Here is a 22,719-nt window from a genome sequence, read left to right as displayed (position 1 = left end):
TTGCTGTTGCAAAGGCTAAAGCGATTTCTATTTACTTAAGCTCAACATAGGATTCTTTGAATACCTGCCATCCTTCAGATGAGTATTTCCAAATCAATGTAAAGAATTTAGGGTCTGACTTTCCGTTTAATTCCAAATCACGTGTCATTACTACCATTCCTATATCTCCATCACAAACAGCATAATGAAATTCAGCTTTGGTAGAAAACGGTGTAGCTTTGGCATCATTGTTTCCTTTAACAAAACTAACGAGCTGTTCTTTATTCATCGTATCCACTGTTCCATTCTTATCAACTTTCACAATGAGTAAATTATCCGCATAAATCTGCTGTACATAGGGAACATTAAAATGCGTTGCCTCATCAATAAGTTGCTTGGTTAATTCAATTAATTCTTTGCTATCCATCTTTAAAATTTTAGAAAATTATACGAACAGCCCCGATGGCTATTACTATGCAAAGATGGATATAGTGCCCTTTTTAAAAACTTAAACTGGTTTAAGTTATTCTGATTTTTTTATTTTCAATTTTGCAGTGAAAATTGTAATTATTGGGTAATTAACCTATCGGCAGCAAAGTCATAAATATTATGAAGAAAGATCTCTCCCAAATGGTTCAATTACCTATCTGTTGTCTTCATCTAAAATGTAACAATTAAAATCGTAATAGGAATGTATATTGGTAAATCATACAATCTCTTTGAATTTATGAAATGGACAAAAAGTAAAATTTACATTTTGATCCTTTTAGGCTTTATTCCCATATGTCTTTATCACATTTTCGGTTTAAAATGGGTCGCCATTCCCTGGTCTGTCATTGCAATGCTGGGAACAGCAACTGCATTTATATTAGGCTTTAAAAATAACCTAAGCTACAACCGGTCCTTAGAAGCCCAGAATGTATGGACTTCTATCCTATCCAATAGCCGTGCCTGGGGGTTGATGGGCAAAGATTACTTACCAGATAACAGCGAAAGCCCAAAAACTCTTATTTATACGCATATTGCCTGGGTTACTTCCTTACGTTACAGCATGAGAGAACACCAAAGCTGGGAATCAACCAATAAAAAGAATAACGTAAATTATCGTAAACACTTCAAAATTCCGGAACGGCAAACAACCCTCAAAGAAGAACTGGCGAAATACCTGGTGGCTGAAGAGCTGGAGGCCGCTCTTAAGGCAAGAAATACTTCAACTTATATTATGGGGCTACAAAGCAAAAATCTGAAATCTCTTTACGACAAACAGGAAATCATAATGGCTCAATTTATGGATATGGAAAAATCGATCAAAGAGTTTTATAATCTGCAGGGAAAAAGTGAACAGATTAAATATTCTCCATTTCCCCGCCAGCATAATATTATTAACAACCTTCTCATTCAATCTTTTTCATTTCTACTGCCGTATGGATTATTGTCAGATTTTAATAGGCTCAACGAAAGTGTGGACGGATTGATGAAAGGAAATATGATTTGGCTGATCATTCCTTTCAGTTGCTTAATTTCCTGGTTGTATTCATCTATAGCACAAGTAGGTGAAAATACTGAAAATCCATTTGAGGGAGGTGCCAATGATGTTCCTATATCCCAAATTAGTTTTCAAGTAGAAATTGAATTAAGAGAAATGCTGGGAGAAGTGAATTTGAAAAACACAAATCTAAACCAAAATAATATTATTTTATAGAGCTCATAACATTTGCTTTGGTATTCCAAAAAATCTACAAGCAATCGCCATTGTTTGCTGGATATACTTTAACCATAACATTTATGGATAAGCTATATTAGTTGGCCGATAACTTTAATGTATTAATAAAGAACCTATGAGTTTGAGCAAGAAATTAGTAGATAATATGGATTACCTGACTTCTTATATTCAAAATCCGGGAAAACTAAACTTAGGAAAAAAAGCAAATAATAGTTATAAAAAAACGAATCAAGTAATTATTTTGTTCTAAATTTTCATTCTAAATATTTTTCTCTTAACATTTTGGTTTCATATTCACCAATCCCGAATTCGGTTTTATAAAAATTGGAAAGTGAACCATATTTTTTAATAATATTTCCTAAAATTTGATTAATATATTCGGGTTTCAGCTTTAATGCATCATAAATTTTTTGAGTTGTCGTACCAAATTCTTCTGCCACTTTTTTAAAATGAATATTGTCGATAGGTTGGATATAAACATTTGAAAAAATAAATTTTTTAAATTCTTCAGAATTCGGGTTTCCTCTGTCTGGTTGTAAAAACAGATTAGATTGTAAGTAGTTTTCTTTGATTTTATCCATTGGGATATCTAACATATTTAACAAAAATACAGTTGCTAATCCTGTCCGATCTCTGCCTCCGGTACAATGATAAAGTAAAGCTTCTTCGATAGGTTGCATGGAAATCAGTTGAAAAAATGCCCTGTACTGTTTTACAACCTCTATGTAGTCAGGATTCCGATAACTATTGACAAGGTATAGCATCCGTTGAAATGGTCCGTACTTCCAAGTGGCTACTTCGTCTTCCATAGTAATGGGTAAATCATTATGTTTCACATATTCTGCAATTTTACTTTTATCAATCTTATTTCCTAAGATGGGTACGTTCACTACTTTTACATTTAAAGGAAGCTTGTCCGGTAATTCTTCGGCTTCTTTTAATGCACGGAAATCTACTATAGTACGAATATTTAGTCTTTTCAATATCTCAACATCTTGCTCTGTGAGATAATTGAGCTGTGAGCTTCGATAAAGGGCACCATATTTTATCATTCTCCCGTCACTAGATTGTAAGCCTCCAAGATCACGAGTATTTAAACTGCCTGAAAGCCGGATTATTTTTTGTTCATTGTTCATACCGTATAATAGGATTATTCTTTAGTCTCTTATATTCATATATTTTTTAGGACACATAGAGTCTTTATAAACAGATCATATAGCCATAATTATTAGTATGGGTAATTTACTAAATACAAATTTGAAATCATGCAATATTTCTAAAGTCCGTGAATTGGAAATTATATACCTTTGAGGTCTTTTGACAGTCTATTTCAAAAACAAAACTTACAATTTTACTAATTGCAGGTTTTATCTATTTTTTGATGCTTTTTAAAAACTTCCGTTTCGCATTTTGCGGAGAATGAGGGATTCGAAGTTACTCTTTCAATATGCTTTGTTTACTAACTTTAATCTTGAACTTATAATAGAGATGCATTAAAATCATTTCTATTACAAATAGTAATTCCCCCATTTATTCTTTAATAGCAATCTTTTATAAGTATTTAAAACTTCATTCTAATTCTTAAATACTTCGATAGAAAAAAAGTCTTTACAATATAATTAATTAGTAAGTGTAACGTATTGATATAGCATTTTTGGATTTTCCGCTTCGTTTACAAGAAAATCTGCCACACCAGCTCTCGAGATTTTTCCTACCTTCATTCCCTTATGTAGCTCCCGTACAGTCCTATACATTGACGAATCTGCATTATTGGTAAGCATTCCGGGTCTTACGATCTCCCATTTTATAGGACTTTTTGTTATAAGGGTTTCCATCCTACTTTTATCTGAATATTGATCTTTAAGGAATAAAGAAATTACTGTACGCATAAAAAAGCTCAAATATTTTTCACTTTCTCCTGCTCCAAAACCCGTAATCACTAAAACTGGTGAAGAGAAATTAAGTTCCTTGCATACTTCAATCAAAGTTTTTGCGATATCAGAAAAAAGTGTGGTCGCCTTTTTATTTTTTGTTCCCACTGTAATCATAACGGTATCGGTATCTGTGATAGCACTTCTTAAATCAGAGGCCGAAGTCGCGCTTCCGTTAATTTTAATTAAATTCGGATGGTCCGGAATATCATCGGTATTTCTTGATAATGCCTTAACGGTGTGCCCTCTTTTTAGTGCTTTATTAACGGCTTGTAATCCAATTCCAGCTCCAGCACCTATAACAGCTATTTTCATTTATATAGTAGATTTAATTTCCAGGTATTTCTCTATAGTTCTTTTAGATGCCACTAATAGGCTCTCGCTTCCCCATTTCCATGGTTCTCCGGTAGTGGTCAATAAATCTGCACCAGCCTCTTTGGCGATGAGTAATCCCGCGATCCAGTTATAGGTATCAATATCCTCCTGGACAAATAAATCTATTCTTCCCGCACCTACATAGGCTAGTTGCAATCCATGAGGTCCATAGTTTCTGACAATTCCAAAATTATGAAGCAGTTTAGTAACGGTAGAACCAATTTTTTCATTCAATTGGTTATCAGATTTATCCTGATGACCATAATCAAAAACGGCCAACATTACCGAAAGATCAGTTTTTTGACTAAGCTTAAGCAATTTACTGTTCATGAAAGCACCTTCCCCATCTATTGCCCAAAACATTTCGCCAGCCAATGGATCATATATAACAGATAATGCAGGTTTACCCTGACGGACAAGAACAAGATTTATGGTCCACCCTGCGATATGTTGAAGGTATTGTATTGCCCCATCCATCGCATCACAAAGCCAATATTCATCTTGCCGTGCAGGACTTCTTTGCGAATCTGTATCAAACTCATCGCCTATGTGCCATGGTGTGTCTGGAAATTCCAGTGACAAATCCTTCTTTAATGATGTTAGGCACTTGTCGTCAATATCGTCCAGTTGCTTTAACAGTTCGTCCATACTCTGTGGTATCGGATTTTGTTTATACTCTTTTAAAAAGGCATCGCCTATTTTTCGTACTGCATCCAGGATGACCTGAATATTTGTTTTGTTTTGCATGTCAATTGTTTATTAATTACAATGCAAACTTACGTACTGTAAGAGCTCTGGAAGTAGTTTTAAAAAGGGGAAGGATAGTCCTGATCACGGAATTTCTTCCGAAACTCAAGTGGAGTGAGGTTGGTTACTTTTTTAAAAAGCTTTCCAAAATATACCGGCTCATCATATCCTACTTCGTAAGCAATTTCCCGTACCGTATTGTCCGTAAAATATAATAATCTTTTTGCCTCTATAATGGAAGCTTGCTGGATATGTACAGATACAGGACTTCCAGTCAAAGATTTTACTGTATCATTCAGATGGGCAGTCGAAATTGAAAGCGCCGAGGCATATTGTGCAGGCTGTTTCCATGTTTTAAAATGTTCTTTGGAAAGTTTTATGAAAGCTTCTTTAATGATGAAGCTTCGCTTTTCTTTGACCTTATTATCCGGTATGATACTGGCAAGATTTCCGGCAATAAGATTCAAAAGACTATTCAATAATGAATGGATGCTTTTTTGAATGTAATTGTTTGTGTTATGTAACTGTAACTTTTCAATAAGATCCGTCAATTTAAAAATCTCCTGATAAAAAACAGATCCTGTTTCAGGGACTAACGGATTACTGAAATTATTTTCTAATAATTGCAATACTTCCTTATCTACCAGTGATGGATCAAAACCGATCATCCAACCTTTTGGCTGATGCACTTCTATGACATGATGCACCTCATCAGGGAAAACAAAAAGTATTGCCGGACCTATAAACTCAATATTTTCAAAATCTATATTTAATTTGAATTCACCTTCCACAGCTAGCATGAATTGACAATGATTATCACGGTGAGGCCTTGAAACATCATGGTGATCATCCTCTCTATTTTCCATATTTACAATCAACATTCCCGCCCTAGAATCAGGTGAGAGTTCAAATTGTTTGATGCTGTTTTTTTGGTTTTTCAAGATTTACTGATGTTATTATAGATCAAATTATATCATTGATTCGGTAAAAATAGAATAATATATTTTGTTGGAAAATACATTCAAGAAGAAAAAACTAATAAATAACGGCAAAGTTGAAATTTGTCATCCAAATGTTGATCCCATCTTTTTACATCCCATTTTCTTTTAATAGAGGTCTCTTTTGGGATACCATCAACTTTAATTCTCAAATAAACATTTCTGATACTATCAGATTTCCTTTTTGAACTCTTCAAAAAAAAGATAAGCCCATAACTATTTCCAACACAACTCGAAAATTTTAAAGCTAGTAAATGTCGAACTAAAGTCTATTGAAATCAAGTCATTAAGGAGTTTACAAATTGATGAGCGTGCCACAAATATTTTGAGCATTTTTGAAAACTTTGATATACTTTCCCAAAAAACAAAAAACCTGCAATTTTTACTAATTGCAGGTTTTATCTATTTTTGATGCTTTTTGAAAACTTTCGTTTCGCATTTTGCGGAGAGTGAGGGATTCGAACCCCCGGACCTGTTACAGTCAACAGTTTTCAAGACTGCCGCAATCGACCACTCTGCCAACTCTCCCTGAACTCCGGTTATACCTTCGTTTTCAGTGGTGCAAATATAGAGAGTTTTTTATTTCTGACAAAATATTTTTAGCAGTCTGTGAATAAAATATTAAAATTTATATACAAATGCATTAATATTCATCCCCGCTCCTACTGAGGCAAACAAGACTATATCTCCTTTATCAATATCATGAGAATCCAGTTCATCTTTCAGGATCATGCTTAGTAATGAAGGGATTGTTGCCACACTGCTATTGCCTAGTTTTTTGATAACCATAGGCATAATATCTTCGGGCATAGGTGTATTGTACAACTGATAGAATCTTTTAACAATAGCTTCATCCATTTTCTCATTCGCCTGGTGGATGATAATCTTATTCAGCTGATCAATTCCATAGCCACTGTCATCCAGACATTTCTTCATTGCATCCGGAACATTTGAAAGAGCAAATTCGTAAATTTTACGCCCGTCCATTTTAATGTATTTGGTATCCGGGCATTTGTCATTGTTGTATGATTTTCCGAAATATAAATAATCTTTTTCGGTCAGGGTAAAAGAGGCTGAGATATGGGATTTTATTCCGTTTTCTTCCTCAGAGATCTCCAGAATGGCTGCCCCTGCCCCATCTGCATAGATCATACTATCCCTGTCGTGGATATCCACTACCCTGGATAAGGTCTCAGCTCCGATAACCAGGCATCTTTTGGCAATACCGGATTTAATGAATGCATTGGCCTGGATGATTCCTTCGATCCATCCGGGACATCCGAATAATACGTCATAGGCGACGCAAAAATTATTTTTGATTTTTAATAGGTGTTTTACCCTTGAGGCAAGACTTGGAACCGTATCGGACTGAACAGTTCCAAAGCGGACATCCCCAAAGTTATGGGCAAATATAATATAATCCAACGTTTCAGGATCAATTCCTGCATCTTCGATAGCTGCTTTGGCAGCAATAAAGCCCAGATCGGATGTAACCTGATCATTGCTTGCATATCTTCTTTCTTCAATGCCCGTAATCTCCTTGAGTTTACTGGCAATAATAGCATTACTTTCTTTTAATGACTCGCCGCTTTTGTTTATAAAATTGTGTTTATCAAAGAATAAATTGGTAATGGTTTCCGGGGGGATGTAGTTTCCTACACCAATGATTTTACTGGTCATCTAAAAGTTATGATCTATTAATCCATTTTTGATTTAAGAATTAATTCGATAAATATAACGATTAATTATAAAAAAAAGTATTTGAGATTAGAGATTGTCTTCTTTTTTTACTTAATCTGTTATGCATGTCATAAGCATTTACTGAATTTTAATTCACTAATGCCCCTCTTATAAAAAATAAAATAATCTTTAACTGAGTAGGAATCAATCATCAACCTGGCATCAAAAACTCTTAATCTTATAAAATCAAAAAACGTTATGCCTCAGCCAACACTTCTTTTGTTTCATAATTTCTTTCCCAATCTTCCAATAAATTTAAAATGGGCAAAAGAGCAAGTCCCTTTTCCGTGAGGGTATATTCAACCCGTGGTGGCAGTTCTTTAAATTCCTCTCTGATTAGCAGTCCATCCTCTACCATTTCTCTTAGCTGGTCGGTAAGAACCTTACGCGAAATGACATGAATGCGGGCTGCAATCTGTCCAAACCGTAATTTTCTGTCATTAATTACCATAACAATGACAGGCTTCCATTTACTTCCCAGGGAGGACATAGCCTTTACCAGGGGACAACAGTGCTGGGTTATTTTATTTTCTTTCATAAGTTACAAGCCGGTTACTATCGTTTGTTACGACAAAGTTACCACAATTTTTTTTCTAATAGGTACAAAAACGAATTATTATTAGTTACTTTGTGTAACAAAAGAATAAAAATTATTAATAAAAATTAATAGAAAATGAGTACAGACGCGTTATTCACTCCATTTAACTATAAAAATCTACACCTTAAAAACAGAATTGTAATGGCTCCCATGACGAGAGCACAATCGGATAATGGTGTACCTACACAACAAATTGCAGATTATTACGGCCGTAGAGCAGCCTCAGAAGTTGGATTAATCCTTTCTGAAGGAACTGTAATCAATCGCCCTGCCTCTAAAAATATGCAGAATATTCCTGATTTCTACGGTACTGAAGCATTGGCAGGTTGGAAAAATGTAATCGATCAGGTTCATCATAACGGGGGTAAAATGGGACCACAGATATGGCACGTGGGCGATACCCGTTCATCTGACGACTATCCTTTGGTTTCTATGGAAAAAGCTTCTACTATGTCTCTGGAAGATATTCAGGACACCATAAATCAATTTGCAGCTTCAGCGAAATCAGCTAAAGATTTAGGCTTCGATTGTATTGAGATCCACGGTGCTCACGGTTATCTTATCGACCAGTTTCTATGGGAGGTTACCAATACAAGAACTGATGAATATGGTGGTAAAACAATAAAGGAAAGAACCCGCTTTGCTGTAGAGGTAGTAAAAGCAATCAGAGCGGCTGTAGGAGAAGATTTTACAATTATCATCCGACTTTCGCAGTGGAAACAGCAGGATTATAAAAGCAGACTGGCCGCAAACCCTTCTGAGATGGAAGATTGGTTGCTTCCTTTAAAAGAAGCGGGAGTAGATATCTTCCATTGTTCACAACGTCGTTTCTGGGAGCCAGAGTTTGAAGGTTCGGATCTTAACTTTGCCGGATGGGCCAAAAAAGTAACCGGCCAGCCAACAATTACCGTAGGGTCCGTAGGACTTAAAGGTGATTTCATGTCGGCATTTGCGGGTGAAAGCTCAGAAAAATCTGACCTTACGGAATTACTGAGAAGGTTAGAAAGACAGGATTTCGACTTAGTGGCTGTAGGCCGTGCTTTACTGAACGATTATCAGTGGGTGAAAAAAGTAAAAGAGGGAAAATTAGAAGAACTTTCAGGCTTTGCAGCAGAAAGTATGGGAGTTTTGTATTAAACCGTTACAACAATTTCTTTGTTTATATATAAAGTTTTCTTCAATAACCGGAAATCTAATCTCCTGATGATTTCCAATGTGCAAAAAGGATTTCAGAAAGTATTCGGAAATTACTGGCATAAAAAACCTTCAAGTTTAAGACTTGAAGGTTTTGTTTTTTTAATAAAATTGTTCATTATTTCACCACGGTCGCTTCGAGCTCCACTATTAAAGTTTCAAACAATCCTGTTACCTCAAGCATGGTAACCGCCTGTTCAATACCATGCCTGGCGATCCACTCCTGAAGGATAGGAAAATGAGGCCACAGCTCTTTCGTAGATGTGGTGTAAATATTTAATCTGACGATTCCTTTGCATTCATAACCCGCACTAGTAATTACTTCCTCCAGATTGGCTATAGCCTGTTCCAGCTGGGATTTCATATCCTTCGTACTTGAAGTTCCATCCGGATCAATAGCCGCCTGCCCGGAACAGTATAAGGTAGCTTCTGCATTTTTCACTTCTACAGCCTGGGAATAGCTTCTTTCTTTTTGCCAGTTCCAGGGATTAATTGTTCGCTTTTCCATTGTTGTTTGTTGTTTATATTATTGTAGCAAAGTTGCAATATATCCACTGGAACAACTCTTGACATGGATCACGATTATGAAGTGATGAAGATCACTCCTTTATAAAGAAAAGCGGCTTAAGGTTTCCCTCGAAACACCCAGATAAGCAGCAAGAAGAGATTTAGGCACACGCTGAACCAGTGCCGGATATTGTTTAAGCAGCTGATCATACCTTTCTTTCGTAGAGGAGGTCATCATCGAAAGTATACGTTGCTGGGCTGATATAAAACCAAAGTAAGCTTTCTCAAGAAAAAAATGTTCCATTTTGGGAATCTCCCTGCATAATTTTTTATATCCCTCCAATGTTAAACAAAGAACTTCCGTATCTTCAACGCATTCCAGAGACATCGTTGCTCTGGATCCTGTGTAAAAAGCTTTGAAATCACTCTCCCACCAGTCTTCCATGGCAAAGCCTACAATATGGCTTTTATCGGTATCATCAGTGTATACCAATTTTAAAAGCCCTTTTAGAACAAAATAATTGCAGGATACAGACTCCCCTTCCTGAATCAGGAATTGGTACTTTTTATATTTCTTCCTCGTGAAATACGAGGAAATGATGATAAATTCCTCGTCACTTACCGGAACAACTTTTTCAATATGTATTCTTAACGGATCCTGCATCTGTAGTAGCTTCGAAAGTATAAAAATACTACTTTTACTTTCTTAATCATTTAATTTGATCAGAATGGTCACGTTTTTTCCCTCTGATGGGTCTTAAATAGAAAAGGAATGCAGGAAAATTATCGTCAGCTATTGACTTACGCTTATAATATTACAGGTTCATATGAAGATTCACAGGACCTCGTGCAGGATGTTCTGGAAAAATACATTTCATTGGATAAAGCAGAAATCAGGAATGAGAAGAATTTTTTAATAAAAAGCACCATCAATCACGCTATAAATTTTAAAAACAGGCACACAAAAAAGATGGTATATGGAGAGTGGCTTCCGGAACCGTTGTCTTTTGATAATGCGGAAAACAGACTTATTCAGGAACAGACTGCCCGTTATACTTTGCTTGTTCTTTTAGAAAAACTAACGGTTAAAGAACGTGCTGTCTATATATTGAAAGAAGCTTTTGACTATTCCCACCAGGAAATCGCACAACTCCTTGATATCTCTGCTGAAAATTCAAGAAAATTACTGAGCAGGGCAACGAAACACCTTCAGAATATCGAGTATAAGCCAGATCATATCAACTCTTCGATTTCCCATGAAACCCTTTCGCAATATCAAAAAGCATTAAGCGAAGGAAGCATCCCGATGCTTGAGGAACTTTTACTGAACGACATCAGGCTTTCTGCAGATGGCGGACAGCGTGTCCGGGTGATAAAAGCAGTGGAAGTAGGAAAATCAGCTACAGCTGCCCTTCTTGCCTATGTCCAGCAGCAGTTTCTTAACCACAAACCTTTTACTTTTCACAGGTTCAATCATCAGCCAGCCATATGTTTCTGGAGGGAAAATCAGATATACAACTGCCATATTTTAGATGTTGATCGTGATGGCAGAATCCGGGAGATTTATTCCATAGTAGATCCGGAAAAATTAAAAAGATTAACATAAACGTCACGTTTCCGAGAAGCGGTGTGTCTTTAAAGAAAAAGCAGAACATGACAACACTACTTCGCCTCGACAGCAGCCTCAGGATAAATGATTCCTATTCCCGTTCCATGGGTGATTATTTTACAGAACAATGGAAAGTAAAATATCATGACGGAAGGATTATCACGAGAGACCTGACCTTACAGCCTATTCCCCACCTGACCCAGGAAACACTCAATGGATTTTTTGATGACTCATTACATTCAGGACACATCGGATTGTCCGATCTGCTTATAGATGAGCTGTATTCCTGCGATGAGATCCTTATTACCTCTCCGATGTACAATTATGGAATTGCCTCTTCATTAAAAGCATATTTTGACCTTATAGTCCGGACGAAAAAAACCTTTGCCTATGGCACCGATGGAATAAAAGGGCTGCTGGCCGGTAAAAAAGCATATCTCATTACGGCACTGGGTATTCTTCAACCTGCTTCTCAGGAAAAAAATCCTATTGAAATTCAGGTCACAAGCATATTAAACCAACTGGGTATCTTAGATATAAGTTATTTTCCGATGGACGGAATGGTAGATCCCGAGCAAGCAGCTATAAAAATCCAACAACAAAGAAAGCGGATTAATCAACATTTAAATCAATCAGATTATGCAACAGATAAAACAGACTATAGAAAAATTCATTAAAGCAGGTGACACCAGTGATACGAATCTTATGGACGAAGTTCTTCACAAAGATTACCAGAATATTCAGGATGGATTTTTCGAACAAAAAGGGATTTTTATTATTTCCAAAGAACAATACATTGAGTACATCAGCAATAAAACCTTTGGCGGAAAACCTAGAACCCTTGCTTTTGACTCAATTGAGCAAAAAGGGAATATTGCTATTGCAAAACTCAGCCTGGAGAGCGATGTGCTCCGCTTTTCATCTACCATTACATGTGTACAGGAGGATGAAAAATGGCAGGTCATTACCAATATTCCGGTGATTGAAAAGAAGTAAATTTCACCGTAACCTTACTTACAGCCAGTGTAGAAAATATCGATACCGGCTGTAAGTATAATAATGGTTTTTAAACTATAGAAATTATCCGGGGCAATATGTTTAGGAATTAAAAAAAATTAAAGAGATTTGCAATAAAATTTACTCCATCATTTGAATGTTAAACTGAAATTATAATGACTGCCCAACCTGTTATAGCCATTCTTTTTCCCGGAGACATGGGAACACAAATCGCCAAAACCTTAATCAAAAATAAATATACGGTTATCACCGCAGGTGAAGGAAGATCGCAAGTGACGCTCCAAAATATTAAAGATTCGGGAATCCATGATGTGAATACTCTACAAAACATAGCAGAACAGGCAGATATTATTATTTCATTGGCAAATCCTGAAGCAAGTCCGAAGGTGGCAGAAAATATAATCGGCCATCTCAAAAACACGGATAACCGACCTGTCTTTATAGACCTCAATTCCAATACCCCTCAGATTGCTTTAGCTATTGAAAAAATGTGCAGTACGGGGAATATCAGATTTGTAAACGGAGCGGTAATGGGTGCTTCCAAAGATGTTCCGGACCAGGCAACGTTCGTTGTAAGCGGTATCTGGAGAAACTTATTTGCAGAACAATTCGGCGGGATATTTAAAATAAAAGATGCCGGTGAAAAAACAGAAGCAGCTTCAGCTTACAAGCTTCTGTTTTCAATGGTCAATAAAGGAATGAACGCTTTGTTTTTTGAAACAATGATCGCTGCAGCCCATTATGGCATTCTTGATGAACTGAATGAAAGCCTTCAGGCATTTCTTCCGGGAACCTATCAGGATCTGATTAAAACAACTCCTACTTACCCACAGCATATTTCAAGAAGGATTGATGAAATGAAAGGTCTGACCGATATGCTCAGAAGTGAAGGACTTCCCCATACAATTGCTGCCGGTACCGCTGAAACTTTTGAAAGGGTTGATGAATCCGGTATTTTTAAAAACGAAAAATTTGATGGTGTTACAGAAGCTTTTAGGAGTTTTAAAAAATTAAAATAAAATTCAACCAGCTGTCATTATTATTTATACGTCCCGAATATCCTGTCCCAGATGGAAGTGTAGAAACCAAAGTTTTTAGTTTCATCTACATGATGTTGGTTATGGAATTGTGTTGTTCCTACAAAATACTTGTTAAACTGAGGTGGGAAAAACTCTTTATTCAAATGACCGATTGTTCCCCAAATAAGATTGATAAAAAGATACAGACTAATGGAGAGAACAGAAAAATCGTAACACACCAATACGGCCAGTATCATCAATCCAAATCCTATTGTTTCTGCCGGATGCAATACAAAAAGGCTTAAGAAGTTGGTGTTAACATGTTCATGATGTCTTCCATGCAATCTTTTATAAAAGTAAGGTGTATGGGCAATGAAATGAAAAAAGTACATACAGAGATCCATTAATAGGATTAATACCAGGACCTCTAAAAAAACGGAAACCGCTGAAAACCTATTTCCTAACGTAATCCAATTATTTTTCCAAAGGAAAACACCGCACAGCATTACTAAGCAATTACAGAGAATGGTTACGAAGCTCAGATAATAATCCGACCGCATGACAGGATGATTATGCTCCTGGAGCTTATTTTTGGGACAGGTCTTTTCAATACACAGATAAAGACCTATTGAAAAAAGATACAAAGCGATATTTACAGCCAGGCTAGCCCCTACCCAATCCAACCAGGTCAACCGTTCCAATATTTTTATATATTCGGGAAATCCCAATCCGCTGAAATTCAAAAATCCGTTCTCTATCATGAAGTATAAAAGTATGAATTTCAGGGCAACGGACGAAATGAAATGCGTAGTAATTTTACTGCTGAAATATCGCTTCTTATATTAAGAATTTTTTATTTGCTTATTTCCCGAGCCAGCTTTCAAGATCATGTAAGCCAAACCTAAACCCAGTCCCGCTGCAATGGCTAATTTTGTCTTTTTGGAAGGGACGGGCAGCATGGTTTCCCCATAAATACGGTGAGGCTCTGACGAAGGCTTTAAAATATTACCCGAATCAGGTGGAGCATTTTTAGCTTTCATCATCATTCTCATCCCTGCAGAAGCTACATTAATGATCGGTTTCGGAAATAATCCGTAGATATTTTTAAGAAGTAAGGAGGTAAAATCGGGAAACAGGTCTTTTCTGGGGTTTTTAGCCAACTCCACAATTTTTTTGGCTGTGTCACGGGGATCTGCTGCAAACGGCGGAATTTTAAAATCCAGTCCGGAATATTTTGCCGAATGCATATTTCCGGTGGATCTTTGAATCTGAGGATAAATATTACAAATATGAATATCCGGATAATCGGAAATCTCTCCCTGAAGACAATCCATCATACCGCGAATTCCGAATTTTGTTGATGAATAAACAGCACTATACGGAGCCGGCATAAAACCACCGATAGAAACATTATTAATTAAGATTCCCTCCTGCTGCTTTTTGAAGATGGGGAGCGCACTGTAAGCCCCATGCATATATCCGAACAAATTTGTTTTGATGACCTGCTCATTGAGTTCCATGGGTATTTCTTCAAATTTTCCGCTTGCCATGACACCGGCATTATTTACCCAAATGTCAATTCTTCCGTTAAATTGAATGGCTGTTTCAGCAAGATGAGCAACTTCTTCAGCATTTGAAACATCTGTAGGCACCCCTATTACCGCCACTCCAAGATCCCTGCAAAGGCTCACGGTTTCATCCAGACCTTCTTTACCCCGGGCAGCAACTACAATATTACATCCTTCCAAAGCAAATGCTTCCGCAGTAGCTTTACCAACTCCACTACTTCCTCCGGTAATGACTACGGTTTTCCCTCTTATACTCTTTTTTAATTTAGTCTCAGATTTCATTTTGTAATTGATTTGGTTAATGCTTATAATCAACCTATTATCATGCCATAAAAGGTAATCTAGTCCATTAATATTACAATTTCTCTATGTTTTTTATAATTAAAAAGTTCAAAATAACTATACTACAACTATAGATTAAAATCGAGTAAAGCAGCTTTACTATAGTGTATACTGATATAAACAAAAGGTATAAAAACTTTTGTATCTTTTAATATACTACGTAATTGATTTTATCCACTCCGGTGTTTCCTGTTTTGGGATCAAAAGCATAAACAATGATCTCATAATTTCCCGGTGCAGAAATAGAAGTGTTCCCTTCAAAGAGGTTGGTAGAGACTAGTGATAAATTGATTTCACTTACCCGTTTTCCATCTTTATTAACTAAGGCTTTAGTTTCAAACTTATCGGAATCCCATACACCACCTTTATCGATGACACAACCGCACATCATAACAATATTGGCCTGTATCTGAAAAGGTTTTCCACTGATTGAGCTTAATCCGATATATTGATGCGTTCGGGGCTTTAAAATATCAATAATAAACCCGGGTATTTCCAGGATGATCCCGTCGCCCAGAATATCTTTTCCAGGAATAAGCCATATTTCTGTGCTTACTTTCGCCTGTGCCTGTTTATGATTGAATGGTGAAAACACTTCTATACTTACAAAAGTAGGTTCATCAATATTAACCGTGGCCAGAAATTTACCGGTTGCATCATCAACAATAGAACTATCTCTATGTTTTGGAGCTTTCATGATCAGATCAGTATTTCCTGTACTGCCACTGGTTTTTCCTTCAGCCAAAATGGTATTATTGATCTTATTCCTTACAATCACATACGCTCCTCCCAGAGAACTTCCGATGAATTTAGCATCTTTAGCCTTCGCTCTGATGGTTATTCTGGTCTCTTTTGCAAAGGAAAATACGCAAAATACCGAGAGAAGAATGATAAGGTATTTTTTCATGGGTTTTTATTTTAATTGGTTTTTATACTCGTGTTTGAAGCGATAATAAAAGGAGGTCTCCTCCAAAGAGGCTTCAATAGTATCAAGGTATTTTAAGATGGTGAGATCTTCCTGCAATACTTTGAGAATGGCAGCCTCACAGCTGTTCCAGAGCATTTCAAATTCGGGCATTAATCTTAATGCTTTGGGAGAAAGTGATACGATCTGTTTTCTTTTATCCGAATCATCTTTTTTTACATCCAGATAATCTTTGGCCGCCATTTTTTTTACCGTGACCACAACAGACGGATGGGAATACCCCAGACTTTCAGCAATATCTATCAGAGATAATTCTCCTTTATCCCTTAGGATCATAAATATCAGATACCAGTTGGGCTCTATGTCGTAATCAAGATCTTTATAAAGTTTCTTCACACTGTAAGCCATCTTTTCACTGATCCTTTTAAACCGGGAATCAAGTGCCTTATAGCCAAGCTCTTTTATGAAATCATTGTTCATGGAATTGTACATATTGGACATTCAAATATATAAAAAATATATACAACTATATAGGCGACTATATATTTTTTTTTTAAAAAAAGTACAAGACCATGAATAGAAATAAAAAAATCCTTACTTTGTCAGGTAAGGATTTTATACATCCGGTATGATAAACACGCTTTTTTATCCGGTTTATCCTTTCAGGTATTTAGCTACCTTTTCTTCAAGATCATCCAGGTTGAATGGCTTGGCAATATAATCATCAGCCTGAGCGCTTTCCGCCAACGCATTGATATCATTGTTAGCCGTTATGTAGATCACAGGGATCTTTTTGAACTCTTCATGGTTTTTTAGAAGTTTCGTCGCCTCTACTCCCCCGATATTGGGAATCCAGTTATCCATCAGAATCACATCCGGCTGAAACTGTGATACCTTATCGATGATATCATGCGACGTTTCTGAAATCCCTACTTCATAACCACTTTCTTCAAAAATGATGGTTGCAACGTCCAGGATCGTCTTGTCATCATCAAAAATTAAAATTTTCTTCTTACTCATATATATTAGCTTTAATTTAAAACCGGTTTAATTGATTAATGCACTCTGCAAGATTTTCAGGAGTAATGATGAGATCATAGCTCACTCCTTCCACTGCATGTTTGGGCATATAGTTAACCTCCGCGGTATCCGGATCCTGGATCCACACCCTTCCATGATTTTTTTTAATATACTGTAAACCTTCTACTCCATCGGCATTAGCACCGGATAACAATATTCCGACAAGACTTTTCCCATATATTTCTGCAGCTGACTTAAAGGTTACATCAATCGATGGACGTGAATAATTCATTTTTTCCGAACTATCAAGAGATACCAGCTCTTTGCTTTCAAATAAAAGATGATAGTCGGCCGGCACAATATAGATCTGATTCTTATTTATTTCTGTTTTATCTTCAATTTCCGTTACTTCTAAAGAAGAAAACTGCTGCAGCAAAGTCGGTAAAATGCTTACGGATTGAGATTTACGGTGAACAACCAATATAATGGGAAAGCTGATCTTATGATCCAGCTTTTTCACCATATCCAGTATCACCTCTAAGCTTCCCGCAGAACCTCCTATAACAACGAGTTCAATATTCTCTTCTATTTCTTTCATATAAATATTAATGATGGTCTACTTTCTTCCAGATCCGCTGATCATCGGCCTGATGATAATATCTGTTCAGATTCGAAAATCTAAGAGTTTCTTTCGAACCTAAAGCAAGATAGCCCAGATTTTCAAGGCTATCGTCAAACAGCTGAAAAACACGCTCCTGTAAAGCTTTATCAAAGTAGATGAGCACATTCCGACATATAATCAGCTGAAAACTGTTAAAGGAGCTGTCTGACACCAGATTATGGGTAGACAAAATCAACTTTTGCTTGAGACTTGAATCAAACATTGCACTATCATAATTGGCCGTATAATAATCTGAAAAATCTTTTTTACCTCCTGAAAGTATATAATTCTCTGAATACAATTTCATCTGTTGCAGAGGAAAAACTCCGGCACGAGCTGTTTCCAGCACAGAAGGGTTAATATCCGTAGCATAAATCAGTGATTTCTGATAAAGACCTGCCTCCTTCAATAATATGGCCATGGAATAAGCCTCTTCCCCGGTTGAACAACCTGCCACCCAGATTCTGATTAAAGGATAGGTTCCCAATTGGGGTAAAATATTTTCCCGTAATGCTTTGAAAAAATAGGGATCACGAAACATTTCCGTCACATTCACCGTAATTTCCTCGATGAAGTGCTTCAGATAATCCGGATCATTAAGCACAGTATATCTTAACTCTGCAAAACTTGTAAACTTATCGATCAGGCAGATCCTGTTTACCCTTCGTTTAAACGAAGCCCTGCTGTACATGGAAAAGTCATAACCATACAGTTCATAAACATCTTTTATCAGATGCTCTACCTCTTCATCCTTTACAATACTTGGTTCCAGCATCTACGACAGTTTTTCAATGGCAGTTAATAAAAGATCGACATCGATAGGCTTTTTCACATAATCCTGTGCTCCAACATCAAGACATTTCTGGCGGTCTTCCTTCATGGCTTGTGCCGTCACGGCAATAATGGGAACCTTACTGATCGAAGGCGTTTCGCGGATAATCCTGATAGCTTCATAACCATCCATTTCCGGCATCATCATATCCATCAATACAACCCCGATCCGGTCGTCTTTCTGTAAAAGTTCAATGGCTTCCTGCGCCATTGTACAGCTCTCCATTTGATATCCTCTGGCTTTCAGAGTAAGTTTAAGTGCAAATATGTTTCGCGGATCGTCATCCACGATCAAAATCTTTTTTTTCATCAGAAGTGAGTTTTTTTAACTTTCATATAACCAAACACGCAACAAAGATAATAACTGATCTACATCCACAGGCTTTGATATATAATCTGATGCCCCGGCGGTAATGCACTTTTCACGGTCGCCTATCATGGATTTTGCCGTAACGGCAATGATCGGTAATCTGCTGAACGCCTGTTTTTTTCTTATTTCCTGTATGGTTTCATAGCCATCCATTTCCGGCATCATCATGTCCATCAAAACAGCATCAATATCCGGATGCTCTTTAATCTGTTCTAAAGCCTGCTTCCCATCCATCGCCAGGATGACTTCTACTTTGTATTTTTCCAACGTTTTGGTCAGTGAAAATATATTCCGTACGTCATCATCCGTAATCAGAATCTTTTTTCCACTTAATACTTCAGTAAGTGATCCGAGATTTTTGTTTCGCGGTGCTTCGGTACTTTTCTCTTCAACCAAATGTAAGAATAAACCGACTTCATCCAATATCCTTTGGTATGAATGTGCCGTTTTAACAACAATAGAGTCAGCATATTGTTTGATCTTCAACTCATCAGAGGAAGACAGGTTGTTTTCTGTAAAAATAATGATCGGAAGGTTTTCAAGGCCTTCATAGCTTTTGATTGACTCTATGATCTTATATCCTTTTCCTCTTGCCGGTCCCACATCCAGGATCACACAATCTACCTCAGCTTCCGTAAGCGCCTTTATACTGTCCTCCACATTATCTTTCACCGCCAGAGAAATATCAAAATTGCTTAAGAAATATGACAATGCGCTGGCATGTTTAGCATTCTCCTCTACAATAAGAACTTTTTGAGGTGATTTTCGAAGGGCTTCTTCAATTTTTTTAAATACATCCGTCATCTGTTCAAGGGCCACAGGCTTGTTGATAAAGTCAATGGCTCCTCTCATGATACTTTCCTGCTTTTTAATATGCAACGAAGACATCATGTGCACCGGAATAGGTTTGGTTTTTGGGTTGGATTTCAACTCATGCATTACCTGCCATCCATCTTTGACCGGCAGCTGAATATCGAGTAAGATAGCTAAAGGATGATATTGTAATGCTGCAGAGAGCCCATGGTCTCCTCTTACAACCACTACTCCTTTATAATTTTGTCTGTGGGCATACTTCAGAAGTGCCTTTGCAAAGTTGGTATCGTCTTCGATGATCAATATAACTTTGTCATCCTCCGTAATATTATCCCGGTCATCTTCTATTTCTTCAGGAATTTCTAAAACCGTAAGCGGTTGTTCCGGTTCTTCTTCATATCCTGCAATGTTCTTAATCTCCTCTACATCTTCTTTTATGATCTCTACCAATTCTTTATCAAGTGATACCTGGACCGTTTCTGAGACCGCTTTTACCGGAATTGTTAAACTAAATTCACTTCCTTCGTTAACTGCACTGGTAAGCGATAATTCCCCACCCAATAATTTGGCAATCTCACGGCTTATGGATAATCCTAAACCTGTCCCACCGAATTTACGCTGGGTAGATCCGTCTGCCTGCTGGAATGCTTCAAAAATAATTCTTTGCTTATCTTCCGGAATTCCGATTCCCGTATCTTTTACGCTGAAGGTAATAAAGTCTTTATTTTTAGGATCTTTTTTAATATACAGCCCCACGCTTCCTTCCTGTGTAAATTTGAAAGCATTGGAAAGCAGGTTACGTAAAACCTGATCCAATCGTAACCGGTCCGTTTCTATAGACTTTTGAAGGCCTTGTTCTATTTCAAGATCAAATCTGATCCCTTTTTCATTAACCAAAGGATTGAACAGGTTTCGCAGGTCATTCACCACATCTTCCAGGGCAACGTCATCATATTCCAGAACCATTTTCCCGGATTCAATTTTAGCAAGATCCAGGATCTCATCGATCAATGTTAGCAAACTTCTTCCTGAACTCTGGATTACTTTCGCTGACTCTACCTGGTCCTCATTCAGATTTTCTTCCGGGTTCTCCACCATTAAACGGGAAAGAAGCAGGATAGAATTAAGAGGGGTCCTCAATTCATGCGACATATTGGCTAAGAATTCTGATTTGTACTGCGTACTTAAAGCCAGTTCTTCCGCTTTTTTCTGGATCTCTATATTACGTTCTGCAATGAGGTGATTTTTTTCTTCCAGTAACTTTGAGCGTTCTTCAAGTTCTGCATTCGTCTGCATAAGCTCTTCCTGCTGAACTTTCAGTTCTTCTTCTGAAGCCTGAAGCTTTTGTGTCTGCGCCTCGAGTTCAGTATTCAGGTTTTCAAGTTCTGCATGCTGTACCTGAAGTTCTTCTGATTGTGCCTGCGTCTCTTCCAATAAACGCTGTTCCTTTTCACGACCTTTTGCCGCACTTATGGCAGTTGCTATATTCCTGCAGCTATCTGCGAAATAATTGATTTTATCCTGATCGAAATTTGTGGTTGAGCCCACTTCCAAAACTCCGATACTCTGCCTGTCCAGAGTAATAGGAATTACTACGAGCCCATTAATCTTTAATTTGCTGCTGGCAAATGTTGCCGCAAAATCTTCGTCATTAAGGTCGTTATATATCTTTGTTTTCTTCTGAAGAAAGACCTGTCCTACCATTCCTTCTCCCGGTTCGAAAGATTTTTTCATATTATCTTCCAGCGCTACAGCACTGTTCAGGAATAATTTACCTTCATCAAGCAGGTAGATGGCACCATTGGTTCCTCCTCCGTATTCGATAATATGATTCAGGGAATTGGTAACAACCTCTTTAACAGACTTATTCCCAACCAGAGATTCATTCAGTAAAGCCAATCCTTTCTGGTGCCAGTCGCTTCTGTTTATTTTATCAAAGGATTTCTTTAGGGAGTCCGTCATATTATTCAGTGATTCCACAAGATCTCCAAGATCATCCTGTACATTATCCACAGCCCTTTGACTATAGTCTCCGTTGGCAACTCTATTGGCAATCTGCTGGATTGCACTTACCCGTTTTGTGATTTCCAGATCTTTTGCTTTCAGCTCTTTTTCAAGCTTATCTCTGCGGAGAAGGTCACTTCTTAATTTAAGATAAAAGAAAGTAGTTACCACTATGGCTGCAAGTGCTGAAAAAATGATAAAAATAACAGTGGTGTTTGAGGAACGGTTAAGATCTTTGTTTTTTATTTCAAGCTGAATTTCTTCATACCGTACAAAATCACGAACGATCTTTCTGCATTTGTCCATATAGGATTTGCTTAAAATAAGCTGATCCTGCGTCATTACGATTCCTTTGCTCCTGTTTTCAACAAATTGCTTAAGGTTACCGATATTCGTGTTCACATTATATTCCAGATCCGCCAAACGCTTTAGCTGTGCCTTATCTTTAATGTCTAAGGATTTAGCATAGGCAATTGCTTTAGGATAGGCTGCAACGCTTCTGTTATAGGGTTCCAGAAAATTTTGCTTGCCGGTAAGCTGGTATCCTCTGTTGGCAGTTTCTGCATCCAGAAGGGAAATTAATATATCTTTTACTGCAGTAATGGATCTTCTTGTACGGGAAAGGCTTTCGCGGTTTTCCATCTGTTTCTGAATGCTCCAGTACGATGCTACGGAACTTGCTATTAAAATTAACAGCGAAAGCCCGACTCCAAATTGCAGATTTCTTATAACTTTTTGTGGCATAAAA

At 37.2% G+C, this 22,719-nt stretch carries 24 protein-coding genes and 1 tRNA gene; 6 read left to right on the top strand and 19 right to left on the bottom strand.

Going from position 1 to position 22,719, the window contains the following annotated elements; translation table 11 throughout:
- Positions 1-31 precede the first annotated feature (31 nt).
- Complete coding sequence (locus G9C87_RS03445; RefSeq protein ID WP_172278129.1) at positions 32-406, bottom strand: hypothetical protein; 375 nt, start codon at positions 404-406, stop codon at positions 32-34.
- 300 nt (positions 407-706) lie between these two features.
- Here G9C87_RS03445 and G9C87_RS03440 point away from each other — a divergent pair, with 300 nt between their 5' ends.
- Positions 707-1,681, top strand: coding sequence for a bestrophin family protein (locus G9C87_RS03440; protein WP_228456934.1), 975 nt, complete (start codon positions 707-709; stop codon positions 1,679-1,681).
- A 275-nt stretch (positions 1,682-1,956) separates the two neighbouring features.
- Here the strand turns inward: G9C87_RS03440 and G9C87_RS03435 are convergent, their stop codons facing one another.
- The 7 genes from G9C87_RS03435 to G9C87_RS03405 form a co-directional block, all read right to left on the bottom strand.
- Positions 1,957-2,838, bottom strand: coding sequence for a tyrosine-protein phosphatase (locus tag G9C87_RS03435; RefSeq protein WP_172278126.1), 882 nt, complete (start codon positions 2,836-2,838; stop codon positions 1,957-1,959).
- Between the two features lie 483 nt (positions 2,839-3,321).
- Positions 3,322-3,948, bottom strand: coding sequence for an NAD(P)-dependent oxidoreductase (locus G9C87_RS03430; protein WP_172278124.1), 627 nt, complete (start codon positions 3,946-3,948; stop codon positions 3,322-3,324).
- Positions 3,949-4,755: an inositol monophosphatase family protein gene (locus G9C87_RS03425; protein WP_172278122.1), complete on the bottom strand. Its 807-nt coding sequence runs from the start codon at positions 4,753-4,755 to the stop codon at positions 3,949-3,951.
- Positions 4,756-4,814: 59 nt separating this feature from the next.
- A complete protein-coding gene (locus G9C87_RS03420; RefSeq protein WP_172278120.1) occupies positions 4,815-5,621 on the bottom strand; it encodes an AraC family transcriptional regulator in 807 nt (268 codons plus the stop codon).
- A 575-nt stretch (positions 5,622-6,196) separates the two neighbouring features.
- Positions 6,197-6,281: transfer RNA gene (locus G9C87_RS03415), tRNA-Ser, on the bottom strand.
- 93 nt (positions 6,282-6,374) lie between these two features.
- The gene (locus G9C87_RS03410; RefSeq protein WP_172278118.1) at positions 6,375-7,433 is read right to left on the bottom strand and encodes a 3-oxoacyl-ACP synthase III family protein; all 1,059 of its coding nucleotides are present in this window, start codon (positions 7,431-7,433) and stop codon (positions 6,375-6,377) included.
- Between the two features lie 256 nt (positions 7,434-7,689).
- Positions 7,690-7,983: a winged helix-turn-helix transcriptional regulator gene (locus G9C87_RS03405; protein WP_228456933.1), complete on the bottom strand. Its 294-nt coding sequence runs from the start codon at positions 7,981-7,983 to the stop codon at positions 7,690-7,692.
- 183 nt (positions 7,984-8,166) lie between these two features.
- Here G9C87_RS03405 and G9C87_RS03400 point away from each other — a divergent pair, with 183 nt between their 5' ends.
- Positions 8,167-9,228, top strand: coding sequence for an NADH:flavin oxidoreductase (locus G9C87_RS03400; protein ID WP_172278114.1), 1,062 nt, complete (start codon positions 8,167-8,169; stop codon positions 9,226-9,228).
- A 175-nt stretch (positions 9,229-9,403) separates the two neighbouring features.
- On the opposite strand, the gene G9C87_RS03395 is transcribed toward G9C87_RS03400, so the two are convergent.
- Both G9C87_RS03395 and G9C87_RS03390 read right to left on the bottom strand, forming a co-directional pair.
- Complete coding sequence (locus G9C87_RS03395) at positions 9,404-9,793, bottom strand: RidA family protein (RefSeq protein WP_172278112.1); 390 nt, start codon at positions 9,791-9,793, stop codon at positions 9,404-9,406.
- Positions 9,794-9,892: 99 nt separating this feature from the next.
- Entirely contained in the window at positions 9,893-10,456 is a 564-nt protein-coding gene (locus G9C87_RS03390) for a Crp/Fnr family transcriptional regulator (protein WP_172278110.1), read from the bottom strand.
- A 108-nt stretch (positions 10,457-10,564) separates the two neighbouring features.
- Between G9C87_RS03390 and G9C87_RS03385 the strand changes: the two genes are divergently transcribed.
- The 4 genes from G9C87_RS03385 to G9C87_RS03370 all read left to right on the top strand — a co-directional run bounded on the left by G9C87_RS03385 (position 10,565) and on the right by G9C87_RS03370 (position 13,437).
- Positions 10,565-11,398: a sigma-70 family RNA polymerase sigma factor gene (locus G9C87_RS03385; protein WP_172278108.1), complete on the top strand. Its 834-nt coding sequence runs from the start codon at positions 10,565-10,567 to the stop codon at positions 11,396-11,398.
- A 47-nt stretch (positions 11,399-11,445) separates the two neighbouring features.
- Positions 11,446-12,078, top strand: coding sequence for an FMN-dependent NADH-azoreductase (locus G9C87_RS03380; protein WP_172278106.1), 633 nt, complete (start codon positions 11,446-11,448; stop codon positions 12,076-12,078).
- The gene (locus tag G9C87_RS03375; protein ID WP_172278104.1) at positions 12,041-12,397 is read left to right on the top strand and encodes a nuclear transport factor 2 family protein; all 357 of its coding nucleotides are present in this window, start codon (positions 12,041-12,043) and stop codon (positions 12,395-12,397) included. Before G9C87_RS03380 ends, G9C87_RS03375 begins: the two co-directional genes overlap by 38 nt.
- Positions 12,398-12,573: 176 nt before the next feature.
- Positions 12,574-13,437, top strand: coding sequence for an NAD(P)-dependent oxidoreductase (locus tag G9C87_RS03370; RefSeq protein ID WP_172278102.1), 864 nt, complete (start codon positions 12,574-12,576; stop codon positions 13,435-13,437).
- A 20-nt stretch (positions 13,438-13,457) separates the two neighbouring features.
- On the opposite strand, the gene G9C87_RS03365 is transcribed toward G9C87_RS03370, so the two are convergent.
- The 9 genes from G9C87_RS03365 to G9C87_RS03325 form a co-directional block, all read right to left on the bottom strand.
- A complete protein-coding gene (locus G9C87_RS03365; RefSeq protein ID WP_172278100.1) occupies positions 13,458-14,198 on the bottom strand; it encodes a sterol desaturase family protein in 741 nt (246 codons plus the stop codon).
- Positions 14,199-14,279: 81 nt separating this feature from the next.
- Positions 14,280-15,287: an SDR family oxidoreductase gene (locus tag G9C87_RS03360; protein ID WP_172278098.1), complete on the bottom strand. Its 1,008-nt coding sequence runs from the start codon at positions 15,285-15,287 to the stop codon at positions 14,280-14,282.
- A gap of 208 nt (positions 15,288-15,495) precedes the next feature.
- Complete coding sequence (locus G9C87_RS03355; RefSeq protein WP_172278096.1) at positions 15,496-16,254, bottom strand: hypothetical protein; 759 nt, start codon at positions 16,252-16,254, stop codon at positions 15,496-15,498.
- 6 nt (positions 16,255-16,260) lie between these two features.
- Positions 16,261-16,752, bottom strand: coding sequence for a MarR family winged helix-turn-helix transcriptional regulator (locus tag G9C87_RS03350; RefSeq protein WP_172278094.1), 492 nt, complete (start codon positions 16,750-16,752; stop codon positions 16,261-16,263).
- A 174-nt stretch (positions 16,753-16,926) separates the two neighbouring features.
- Positions 16,927-17,292 (bottom strand): response regulator, encoded by a 366-nt coding sequence (locus G9C87_RS03345; RefSeq protein WP_172278092.1) that lies wholly within the window; start codon positions 17,290-17,292, stop codon positions 16,927-16,929.
- A gap of 16 nt (positions 17,293-17,308) precedes the next feature.
- Entirely contained in the window at positions 17,309-17,890 is a 582-nt protein-coding gene (locus G9C87_RS03340; RefSeq protein WP_172278091.1) for a chemotaxis protein CheB, read from the bottom strand.
- Positions 17,891-17,897: 7 nt separating this feature from the next.
- Entirely contained in the window at positions 17,898-18,728 is an 831-nt protein-coding gene (locus tag G9C87_RS03335; RefSeq protein ID WP_172278089.1) for a CheR family methyltransferase, read from the bottom strand.
- Positions 18,729-19,094 (bottom strand): response regulator, encoded by a 366-nt coding sequence (locus G9C87_RS03330; RefSeq protein ID WP_172278087.1) that lies wholly within the window; start codon positions 19,092-19,094, stop codon positions 18,729-18,731.
- Between the two features lie 15 nt (positions 19,095-19,109).
- Entirely contained in the window at positions 19,110-22,715 is a 3,606-nt protein-coding gene (locus G9C87_RS03325; RefSeq protein ID WP_172278085.1) for a response regulator, read from the bottom strand.
- Positions 22,716-22,719 lie beyond the last annotated feature (4 nt).

It is taken from the genome of Chryseobacterium sp. LAM-KRS1, from assembly GCF_013184525.1.
In the GTDB taxonomy this organism is placed as follows: domain Bacteria; phylum Bacteroidota; class Bacteroidia; order Flavobacteriales; family Weeksellaceae; genus Chryseobacterium; species Chryseobacterium proteolyticum.
Note: the sequence above shows the minus strand (reverse complement) of the source record. Positions and strands in the feature narration are given on the sequence as shown.